The organism is Pseudoalteromonas gelatinilytica (assembly GCF_001641615.1).
Lineage (GTDB): Bacteria > Pseudomonadota > Gammaproteobacteria > Enterobacterales > Alteromonadaceae > Pseudoalteromonas > Pseudoalteromonas gelatinilytica.
On record NZ_LRRU01000022.1, the window covers coordinates 448,925 to 460,182 of the forward strand.

6 protein-coding genes are annotated in these 11,258 nt (G+C 40.1%); 5 read left to right on the forward strand and 1 reads right to left on the reverse strand.

From position 1 onward, the window contains the following. The first annotated feature begins 62 nt into the window (after nucleotides 1–62). Nucleotides 63–2,318 (forward strand): aminotransferase class V-fold PLP-dependent enzyme, encoded by a 2,256-nt coding sequence (locus NH153_RS19395; RefSeq protein ID WP_063706952.1) that lies wholly within the window; start codon nucleotides 63–65, stop codon nucleotides 2,316–2,318. Nucleotides 2,319–2,382: 64 nt separating this feature from the next. Here NH153_RS19395 and NH153_RS19400 read toward each other — a convergent pair whose 3' ends face one another. Beyond that, nucleotides 2,383–3,414, reverse strand: coding sequence for a LacI family DNA-binding transcriptional regulator (locus tag NH153_RS19400; RefSeq protein ID WP_063706954.1), 1,032 nt, complete (start codon nucleotides 3,412–3,414; stop codon nucleotides 2,383–2,385). Between the two features lie 348 nt (nucleotides 3,415–3,762). Between NH153_RS19400 and pgi the strand changes: the two genes are divergently transcribed. From pgi to NH153_RS19420, 4 genes are all read left to right on the forward strand, one after another. Then, nucleotides 3,763–5,409, forward strand: a complete 1,647-nt coding sequence (gene pgi / locus NH153_RS19405; RefSeq protein WP_063706956.1) for a glucose-6-phosphate isomerase — start codon at nucleotides 3,763–3,765, stop codon at nucleotides 5,407–5,409. A gap of 269 nt (nucleotides 5,410–5,678) precedes the next feature. Further along, complete coding sequence (zwf, locus tag NH153_RS19410) at nucleotides 5,679–7,151, forward strand: glucose-6-phosphate dehydrogenase (protein ID WP_063706958.1); 1,473 nt, start codon at nucleotides 5,679–5,681, stop codon at nucleotides 7,149–7,151. 5 nt (nucleotides 7,152–7,156) lie between these two features. Then, nucleotides 7,157–7,867 (forward strand): 6-phosphogluconolactonase, encoded by a 711-nt coding sequence (gene pgl / locus NH153_RS19415; RefSeq protein WP_063706960.1) that lies wholly within the window; start codon nucleotides 7,157–7,159, stop codon nucleotides 7,865–7,867. A gap of 655 nt (nucleotides 7,868–8,522) precedes the next feature. After that, nucleotides 8,523–11,159: a TonB-dependent receptor gene (locus NH153_RS19420; RefSeq protein ID WP_063706962.1), complete on the forward strand. Its 2,637-nt coding sequence runs from the start codon at nucleotides 8,523–8,525 to the stop codon at nucleotides 11,157–11,159. Nucleotides 11,160–11,258: the final 99 nt, after the last annotated feature.

Consider the following 11,258-nt stretch of genomic DNA (forward strand, 5'->3'; position numbering starts at 1 on the left):
TAGCCGTGAAAAATGTAAAATAGGTTATAAGATATATCTTTTAGTAATATGGTGCGTTTTACATGGCAAATTTTTACCTTCCTGACGATGCTAATCAGCAAATTTATTTAGATGCGAATGCAACGACTCCTGTACTTCCTGAAATTGCCGATGTGGTTTCGCACACGATGCGAGTGTGTTTTGGTAATCCATCAAGCTCTCATATTACGGGTATTCAAGCAAAACACTTATTAGAGCAAACACGTAATAAAGCGCGTGAAGTTATTGGCGCGACTGATGGTGATATTTTATTTACCTCAGGTGCAACCGAAGGTATTCAAACAGCGGTTGTTTCAACACTGATTGCAGCTAAAAATCATCAAGTTGAAAACCCGGTATTACTGTATGGTGCAACAGAGCACAAAGCGGTGCCAAATACGCTCAAGCATTGGAACAGTGTGCTTGATATCAACGCTCAGGTGCTATCAATCCCTGTTGATAAAAATGGTATTTTAGATCATGAGTTTATTCGTAAACATGCTGCGAATGCACTGATGATTTGTACTATGGCAGTCAACAACGAAACCGGTGTATTCCAAGACTTAACCGCAATTGAGCAAGTTATTCGCAGTGAAAACAATAATGTGGCTTGGATGGTTGACTGTGTACAAGCATTAGGCAAAACCAACTTGGCGCTAAGCCAAACAACCATTGATTATGCCCCATTCTCTGGTCATAAATTGTATGCGCCTAAAGGCATTGGTGTACTTTATATTCGTAAAGGCAGTGCGTATACGCCATTTATTGCCGGTGGCGGCCAAGAAAGCGGAATGCGTTCAGGCACAGAGAACTTACCCGGTATTGCTGGTTTAAATAAGCTGTTCTCTTTATTACTTGATAAACAAAATCAAACATTTAAGCCGCTTGAGCAGTTACATGCTTATCGCGAGCAATTACTGGGTGCGCTATTAGATACATTTGGCAGTATTACCTTTAACCACAGTTTTGAGCATTCAGTGCCAACAACCTTGAACTTTGCGGTGAACGAATTAACCAGTAAAGAAGTAATGGATTTATTTGATGCTGCGGGTATCCGTGTGAGTGGCGGCTCTGCGTGTAGCTCAGGTGCAAATCGTAGTTTTGTTTTAGATGCGATGGGAGCCAGTGATTGGCAAAGTGAAAATGCGATTCGCATGTCATTCGGCCCGGCTGCAAGCCAGCAAGAAATTGACTTTGCTTGTGAAAAAATTCGTTCTTTAAAACCAATTCTAGAAGCAAACTGTTTGGTTGTGTCTGATAGTACATCGCCTCAGCAAGAAGTCTGTGCGATTGGCTTAACACAACTGCGCCATCAAGCTGCGTGCTGTTGGCTTTATGTCGACAGCGATAAAAATGCAGTGGTAATTGATCCTATTATTGAGCTTATTCCGCGTATGGCGAAAATTGTCGCAACACAAGGTTTAACAGTAAAAGCAATTATCGATACGCATAATCACCAAGAGCGTTTATCGGCTCGCTGTCTATTAACCAAAGAGCTCGCAGAGCGCTATGTTGTTAATGAAATAGATGAACTTGGCTGGCCTAAAGATTCAGCAGCTATCGAATTAAGCGGTGCACATTTAAGCAAAGTAGCGACACCGGGTCACAGTGATGATAGTGTTAGCTATTTATTGAAAGATACGCTAAGTGGTCATGTTAGCTATTGTTTCTGTGGTGATTTAATTTTACCAGGTGGCTTGGGAAATACGGCAATTAGCGGCGGCGATGCAGCAAAAATGGCCTTGTCATTAAAACAGCTTGCACTGGAAGTACAAGATTCAACGGTGATTTGTTCAGGTCATGATTATCAGCAATGTTTTGCAATGGATTGGCATGCACAAAAAGCAACGACACCGTTATTAGCAAAATTATTAAACGAGCAAGTATCAGATGCTCAGTTTGTTGAATTAAAGCAACAAGCAGATGAGCAAAAGCATTCAATGAGTCACTCTTTATGTGGCTATGTTGAAACACTTGAAAGTACGCCAATGAAACAGCTTGCTGCAACCGATGCTAAAGCAATGTTAGACGATAAGGGGACTTACCTAATCGATACTCGCGAGCCGTATGAGCATGGTGCGAATAATTTGGCCGAGTTATTTACTGTTGCTGAGAGCAAAGTGATCAACATTCCACTGAGCCGTATGGCAAACGCCATCGTTCAAGGACAGCTTGATAAAGACCATAGCTACATTTTGGTTTGTCGAAGTGGTAATCGTTCAAAACAAGCGGCAAACAATTTGTCTCAATTAGGCTTTGAAAACGTTTTTAATTTGAATGGCGGTTTAGCATTGCTTTAAAAAGTAATATCAATTCAGTCATTAAAAAGCCGCTATAAAGCGGCTTTTTCGTAACTTGTATAAATTAGGCTGTTGTAGGACCTGAGCTTTCCCGTACCACCAATGAAGGGGTAAAGGTTGTGATGATGTCTTTATCTTGATTGCGTGCACCACGGGTTTTTCTAAACAGTAAACGCGCTGCATGCTGTGAAATTACATCATTGGCTTGATGAGCCGTGGTGAGTTTTGGCCAAGTTTGACGCGAGAACGGTGAGTCTTCGAAGCCGGTAATTGATAATTGCTGCGGAATTTCAATTCCCATTAAGCGTGAGGCGAATAATGCGCCTGCTGCCATCTCATCGTTTCCGCCAAGAAGGGCGGTGATGTTTTTCGGATTACTTTCACCCAGCAAGGCTTTTGCACCTTCTACACCTGATTCAAATGAATATTGGCCTTCGTAGATCAGCTCATCATTTAATGGAATGCTGTGATCTTTTAACGCGGCTTGATACCCCTCTAAACGTTCAGTTGTTGATTTATGTTCTTTATCACCACACAGGAAACCAATATTTTTATGGCCAAGTGACAGTAGGTGAGCGGTGATTTCATACGCAGCTGCGTAGTCATTTACATAAATACAGGTATCTTGATTTTCTTCAGTCGGGCGACCAGAAAGCACGCGTACATAATGAATGCCCATTTCATCAAGCATCTCGATGATACTGTTTTGTTCTGACAGTGGTGGCGTTAACACAAGGCCTGCCAAGCGCGAGCGTTTGATCATGGTTTTAAAGTCTTCTTCCATGTTGCCATCAAGGTAATTACACGGATGAATAACCAGCTCATAGCCTTCTTCTTTACAACGCGAAAGGACACCGTTCTGCATGTCGATGACATAATAAGCATTCGGGTTGTCATAAACTAAACCAACAGTAAAAGACGATGTGCCTGCTAGGTTACGAGCTGCAAGATTTGGTTGATAGTTCAACGTGTTAACAGCATCCATCACTATGTCATAGGTTTTTTTTCTGACCGATGGCTCTTTATTAATCACTCGCGAAACGGTTTTCATTGAAACACCCGCGAGCTTGGCTACATCATTTATGGTTACTTTCATACTGTTACTTTATAGTTAGTTATATTTGTATTATAATAATATCGAAAAGTGTTCGCCAGAGCGCTTTTTCTGAATTGGTACATTAATATTTAATATAAGTTAGTTAGTGTATCTAATGTTCTACCAAATTAGCAGTAAAATAATTGAGATAATTTTTATGATACCGGTGTCAAAAGAGAAAAATTGCGCTATTATCTCGACTATAAAATGTAAAAGTAGAACATTGACAGCGTTGTCATTTTAACTTAGTGTTAATTTTCATCGTGTTTTTAATTGCTGTCTTTATTCAACATTAATAAAAAGATAGTTAAAAATCAGTTTGTTGCAAGTTTTGAGGGGATTATATATATGAGCAGCCGTTCGCAATTAGCTAGTTGGCAAGCACTATCTGAAAGTGCCAAGAAGATGAAACAAATTCATCTTAAAGATTTATTTGCCAAAGATAGCACGCGTTTCGAGCAATTCTCAGCTCAAATCCCAGGCGTATTATTCGATTACTCAAAACAACAAATTGATAAAACGGTTTTTGAACAGCTTATTGCTTTAGCGAAAGAGTGTGACATTAGCGCATGGCGTGAAAAAATGTTCAGTGGTGAGAAAATCAACTTCACTGAAGACCGTGCGGTACTTCATACTGCTTTACGTAACCGTGCTAATACAGCTGTGATGGTTGATGGCGAAAACGTAACAGACGCAGTTAACGCTGAGCTTGCTAAAATGAAAGCTTTTGTTAGCAAAGTGCGCAGTGGCGAGTGGTTAGGTTACACAGGTAAAGCGGTGAAAGATGTTGTTGCAATTGGTGTAGGTGGTTCAAACCTAGGCCCGCAAATGGCAACTGAAGCACTTGCAGCTTATGCTGATGACACATTAAATGTGCATTACGTATCAAATGTTGATGGCGTTCAAATTGCATCTGTTTTACAAGGTTTAGACGTTGAGACAACATTATTTGTAATCTCATCTAAAACGTTTACCACCTCAGAAACCATGACTAACGCTAAATCAGCCGTTGAGTGGTTTTTACAAACAGCCCAAGCACAAGAGCATATTGCTAAGCACTTTGTGGCTGTAAGCACCAATTTAGAAAAAACAGCGGCCTTTGGTATCGCTGATGAAAACGTATTCACAATGTGGGATTGGGTAGGCGGTCGCTTTTCTTTATGGAGTGCGATAGGATTACCAATCGCCCTGTACCTAGGCTTCGATGCGTTCGAAGAAATCCTAGAAGGTGCGTTTGAAATTGATGAGCATTTTAAAAATGCTGAATTTGAAAATAACGTACCATTATTAATGGCGCTTTTAAGTGTTTGGAACACAAGCTTTTTAGGCTATACGGCGCAAGCAATTTTACCGTATGACCAAGCACTACACATGTTACCTGCATATTTGCAGCAAGGTGAGATGGAAAGTAACGGTAAACATGTTACTTTCGCAGGTGAAACGGTTCCTTACACGACGGTTCCAATCATTTGGGGCATGACAGGTATCAATGGCCAACATGCTTTTTACCAATGTCTGCACCAAGGTAATGTGATTGTACCTGCTGACTTTATTGCTTCAATTGAGCCGCAAGTCAATGTTGGTAAGCACCATGATATTTTATTATCAAACTTCTTTGCACAAACCGAAGCAATGATGGCCGGTGTTGATGCAGAGCAAGTAACTGCAGATTTAACCGCGAAAGGTAAATCTGAAGCAGAAATTGCAGAATTATTGAATCACAAGATTCACCAAGGCAATCGCCCAACAACGTCAATGTTATTAGATAAAGTTGATGCGAAAACGGTAGGACGTTTAATTGCGCTTTATGAGCACAAGATCTTCTGCCAAGGCATTATCTTAGAAATCTGTTCATTTGACCAATGGGGTGTAGAGCTAGGTAAGGGACTTGCCTCTAAAATTGAAGCTGAATTATTTGATGACGCAGTAAGTCATCCACACGACAGCTCAACCAATGGACTGATCGCTTACTATAAAACACATCGTAAGCAGTAATAGATTCGCAGCAACAGCTGCAAACCGAATACCTTTGAACGGGTAGCGCTGGAGTTCTTAGGGCCTGTATTTTTGTGAGAGGATTTACAGAGCCCCTAAGACTCATTTACTTCAGCCAACATAAGAATAATGAGTAAGCTACTTACAAAAAAATTCAACAGGCTTTGTTAAAGGGATCATCTAACACAGCCAAATCAACCAGATAACAACACGCACTGCCATACTGCATGAGTCGATTAACATGGCATTGCCAATGTAGAGAGTGATATATGTTAAATCCATTTGATATCGTAATTTTTGGGGGCGGCGGTGATCTTGCGTTACGCAAATTACTTCCTGCAATGTATCGCGCTTATCAAGAGGGCAACCTTCCTCAAGGTTCTCGTATCCTTCCTACGGTACGCGAAGAAAGCAAACGTAAAGAATACATCGAAACAGCACATAAAGCGTTACAAGACTTTTTAGGTAAAGGTGAGTACAACGCAAAAGATTGGAAAGCGTTTTCAGCTTACCTTGTACCCGTTGTATCTAATGTGACAGAAGCCGACGATGACTGGGATAAACTAAGAGATATTCTTAATGAACACGATGCTGATAAGTCTCGTGTTTTTTACCTTTCATTACCACCTGCGGTTTACGGTAGCTGCTGTGAAATCCTATCTAAGAAAGGTTTAATCACAGAAACATCACGTGTTGTTGTTGAAAAGCCAATTGGTTACTGTGGTGAATCTGCTGAAGCAATCAATGCAAAAATTGCTGAATACTTCAAAGAAGAGCAAGTATTCCGTATTGACCATTACTTAGGTAAAGAAACCGTACAAAACTTAATGGCACTGCGTTTTTCAAACTCACTGTTTGAAAACCTATGGGATGCTAAATCAATCGATAACATCCAAATTAGCTTATCAGAAACCGTAGGCTTAGAAAGCCGCGCTGGTTTCTACGATAAAGCAGGTGCATTACGAGATATGGTTCAAAACCACTTGCTACAATTACTTTGTTTAGTGGCAATGGAATCACCAAACAAATTAAACGCAAACAGCATCCGTACTGAAAAATTAAAAGTACTTGAGTCGCTACGTCCGTTAGTGGCGGAAGATGTTGATGCAAACATTGTCCGTGGTCAGTACGTGCCAGGTAACTTAGACGGTAAAATTGTCCCAGGTTACTTAGAAGAATTAAACGAAGGCGCAAGTAAAACAGAAACTTTTGTTGCAATTCGTGCGCATATCGATAACTGGCGTTGGGCAGGTGTGCCTTTCTATCTTCGTACCGGTAAACGTATGAAAAAGCGTTGTGCTGAAATCGTTGTTGAATACAAAAAAGTGTCTCACAACGTTTATACCGACAACGTAGGTAACATTGAACCAAACCGTCTTGTTATTCGTCTGCAACCAGAAGAAACAATTCAATTAACACTGATGTCTAAGCGCCTTGATAACCTTGAGATGCAACTAGAGCCAGTAACTATGAACATTGAGTTATCGCAAGCGTATAGTAATGGTTTCCATTCAGATGCTTACAAGCGCTTAATGTTAGATGCCGCAGCAAATAACCCATCGCTGTTTATTCACCGTGATGAAGTGCGTCAAGCATGGAAATGGATTGACCCAATCATTGAGCGTTGGCAAGAAAAAGGTGCACCATCGTTATACCGTGCTGGTACATGGGGCCCTGAAGATGCAGATGAGCTTTTAGAAGAAAACAACCATGTATGGTTTAACACAGGCGATAAGGCGTAATTAAGATGGCAACAATTGTTGAAAAATTCTTTGCAAACAAAGACGAATTAACAGCTGAGCTTTCTTCAAGCCTTGAGCAAAGCCTTGTTGCTGGTATTAAAGAAGATGGTCGCGCGGTATTGATGGTATCGGGTGGCTCATCGCCAGCACCTGCTTATAAGCACTTATCAAACCTTGAGCTTGATTGGGCAAACATCGATGTTGCTATGGTTGATGAGCGTTGGGTTGATGCTGATCATGAAAAAAGTAATGAAGCATTTATCAAAAGTACGCTATTACAAAACCATGGCGCAGCTGCTAATTTCGTGACAATGAAAAATGACGCATTAACGGCGCAAAACGGTGTAGCTGAATGTGAAGCTGCATACAAAGCATTAAAGCGTCCTTTTGATGTGACAATTTTAGGCATGGGTCCTGATGGTCATACGGCTTCACTTTTCCCGCATGCTGAAGGTCTTGAACACGGCCTAGCAACAGATGATTTAGTATGTGCAATTAATGCTATCGAAAGTGACGTGACAGGTAAAATCACTGAGCGTATGACACTAACTTTATCTGCAATTGCAGATTCTAAAGTTGTGAAGCTTTTAATTAGCGGTGAAGAAAAACTCGCTGTTTATAAGCAAGCGAAAGAGGGCGGTGTAGTTGCTGACATGCCTTTACGTGCAGTATTGAATCACCCACATATCAATATTGAAGTTTATTGGGCGCCTTAATCGCCCGATTAAACTGAACTTCAAAAGCGAGCTATTATGCTCGCTTTTTTGTTTTTAAATACTCACCTTTAACGAGCATTTTTGCATAAACTCGTTTTCTTTAAATAGCCCGATAAAGAGTTAGACAAGTACAATAGGGCTCTATATAATTAAAATGACAACGCTGTCATTGTTATTGATTGTTATTCTCAAAGCCCCTTTAACTCATTCTGCCCAGAAAAAGTTAAAAATAATTTGTACATGACAGCGTGCTTTCAGAAACACGGTAGTTTTTTAAGCTAATTTATTGTTAGATAAAAGGTTTTATATAACTTTTAGTTATGGTTAATAAATACTCAGTGGAAACTAAAGCTTACAAAAATACATGTGATTTTTAGCAAATTTCAAAAACTCATCCTTTTGGTCTTTTCATCTGCAATATCACTCATGCTATATTTGCGCCGTTTATTTGTAACAATTCTTAAAAACTCAATATTAAATATTAGTTATATCAATAACTTGATTATTTCGTTGTAAATTTTTTGCACAAATTAACCAAAAAGATGTAGCACAAATGTAATTTAGAGTGTATGGTTTGTTACTAGATGACAGCGTTGTCATCATCACTGGGCAGAAGTGATATAAAAAACCAACAAAATGATTCAAGGGGAATCCTGTGTTAGCTAAAAATTTTAAGAAAAGCTTATTAGCAGTTAATATCGGCCTCGTAATGAGTGCTGGGTTCACTGGCGCTGCATACGCAGCAGATGAAACTAAAGTTCAAGAAGATGTTGAAGTAATTGAAGTTCGCGGTATTCGCCGTTCACTTGAAGCGTCTCTAAACACTAAACGTTTTGCAAATTCAGTTGTTGATGCTGTTACTGCAGAAGATATTGGTAAATTTCCAGATAAGAACGTTGCTGAATCACTAAAACGTATTCCTGGTATTACTGTACAAGGCCAATTTGGTGAAGCAGATGCGGTTTCAATCCGCGGTGCTGGTGCTGATTTCACTAAAACAACGTTAAATGGCCAAAATGTAGCTTCTACTGGTTGGTTCGTACTTGAGCCAGCAAAACGTTCATTCAACTACACTTTATTACCATCTGAGCTAGTAGGTGGTCTTGAGGTTTATAAATCTTCTCAAGCTGACTTAATTGAAGGTGGTATTGGTGGTACGGTAATCGTTAACACTCGCACTCCTTTAGACTTAGATCAACACACGGTATATGGCTCAATCGAAGCACAATACTCTGATGATTCTGGTGAAACAGATCCACAATTTTCAGGTCTTTACAGCTGGAAAAATGAAGACGAAAACTTCGGTTTCTTAGTTTCGGCAGTTTCACAAGAACGTAACTTACAGCGTCAAGGTAACGAAGCATTCTGGCAATGGGGTGCAGGTCCAGTTGGTTTTGAACAGGATCGTAAACGTACAGCATTCTCTACTGCACTTGAATACCAACCGAATGATCAGTTAAACATTGTTGTTAACTACATCGACATGCAGATGGAAGCGGACAATACTAACTATGCATTATGGTTAACTCAAGCTGATACAACTTGGGGTGACCAAAGCGAAACGACTTGGTTAGGTGGTAACGGCACCGGTGATAACCCTGGTGTTCAAGTTGCAGGTCCTCTAAATATTGCTTTCTATCAAATGCGTCCTCGTGAAGCGACGATGAAGTCTGATTTTGTTGATATCAACTTAGAATACACTGGTGACACTTATAAGATGAAGTTTGTTGCAGGTAAAACAACATCAAGCGGTGGTACAGACTTTGAAATGGTAATGGATGATGGTTTAAATCCAACTCTAGCTGGCGGTACATACGATTTCACTGGTGGTGGCCAATCTTGGAACCTGCCAGCAGACTTTGATATGTCTGAGTACAACCCAGGTACACTTGTAATGGGTACGGGTACTAACTTCAATGCGACACCAAAAACAGATGAAGAAAGCTTTGCACAATTCGATATCGAATTTATGTTAGACAATGACTTTATTACTTCTGTTAAAACAGGTGTTCGTTGGGCTGACCATGAAGCAACAAGCCGTCGCTTCGAATTCACACAAGTTGATGGTTTTGATAATGTTTATGACGTATCAAATGCTTCTACTGGCACTTATGATGTAGGCGCAGGTAGTTACCAAATTCAGCGTTTTGATGTTGATGCGATGAAGAAGTGGGCTAAAGCAAGTATCACTGGTAAAACAGAAGATTATGGTGCATACAGCCACATCGAAGAGACCAATATCGGCGCTTACATTATGGCTAATTACAGCGGCGAAAAATACCGTGGTAACTTTGGTGTTCGTTATGTAACAACTGATGCTAAATCAATATACTATAAAGGTGCAGATGTAAATGCACGTACATCAGAAGATGCAGATTACAATGAATTTTTACCAAGTGTAAACTTTGCATACGATATCTCTGATGACATGATTTGGCGTGTGAATGCGGCGCGTACAATGACCCGTCCACAATATAACGATATGTACTTCAATCCAAGTTTAATGGGTGTAAGTGACGACCTACCAAATAACCAACGTATTATTGTGGGTAATCCAGCGCTTAAGCCATTTACAGCAAATCAGTTTGAAACAGGTATTGAGTGGTACTTCAACGAATCTTCTTTGTTAGCTGCAACTGTATTCTACAAAGATGTATCAAACTTCATCGTAATCGGTCGTCGTGATGCAACTGCTGAAGAAGCAGCAGCATTTGGTGTTCCTGAGCTTACGGGTGACGAAAAAGATTTTGGTTACCAAATCGAAGAGAACTCAAACGGTCCAGGTGGTGAAGTCCTTGGTTTAGAACTTCAGTATCAACAAGATTTTGGTAATGGTTTTGGTACGTTAATCAACTATACATACACTGATGCTAAAGCTGATTACGCAACGTATAAAAATGAAGAGGGTGTAGAAGTTGGCGTATTCGATGATTGGAATGTCGAATTAACTGATAGCTCTGATCATGCGTTCAACGTATCTGGTTATTATGAAAATGAACTATTCTACGCTCGTTTATCTTACAACTACCGTAGTGAGTACATGATGCGTGAAGCAGGTTCATATGGAAACCGTTTACATGAAGGTTTTGGTAGCTTAGACCTTAGCGCTGTATACCATGTAACAGATAACGTTGATGTGAAACTAGACGTGGTAAACATCTTAGGCGAAAGCTCAGAGCAATTTGGTAATCACCAACGTCCAATGCCTTATAGCGGCTTTACTGACGGATTCCCTCTTTACGAGTATGAGCAAGCAACTCGTTACAACTTAGGTTTATCTGTGCGCTTCTAAGCATAGCTGCACCTATTCAATAAAAAGGGAGTTCAACTCCCTTTTTATTTGCCTTGAATTTAGTACGGTAAGTTTATTTAATCTCATCCCAAAGGTGTG

What these genes read in the sequence shown, in the direction of transcription:
- NH153_RS19400 (WP_063706954.1), bottom strand. Translation starts at nt 3,414, where the DNA reads ATGAAAGTAACCATAAATGATGTAGCCAAGCTCGCGGGTGTTTCAATG.
- NH153_RS19395 (WP_063706952.1), top strand. Translation starts at nt 63, where the DNA reads ATGGCAAATTTTTACCTTCCTGACGATGCTAATCAGCAAATTTATTTA.
- pgi (WP_063706956.1), top strand. Translation starts at nt 3,763, where the DNA reads ATGAGCAGCCGTTCGCAATTAGCTAGTTGGCAAGCACTATCTGAAAGT.
- zwf (WP_063706958.1), top strand. Translation starts at nt 5,679, where the DNA reads ATGTTAAATCCATTTGATATCGTAATTTTTGGGGGCGGCGGTGATCTT.
- pgl (WP_063706960.1), top strand. Translation starts at nt 7,157, where the DNA reads ATGGCAACAATTGTTGAAAAATTCTTTGCAAACAAAGACGAATTAACA.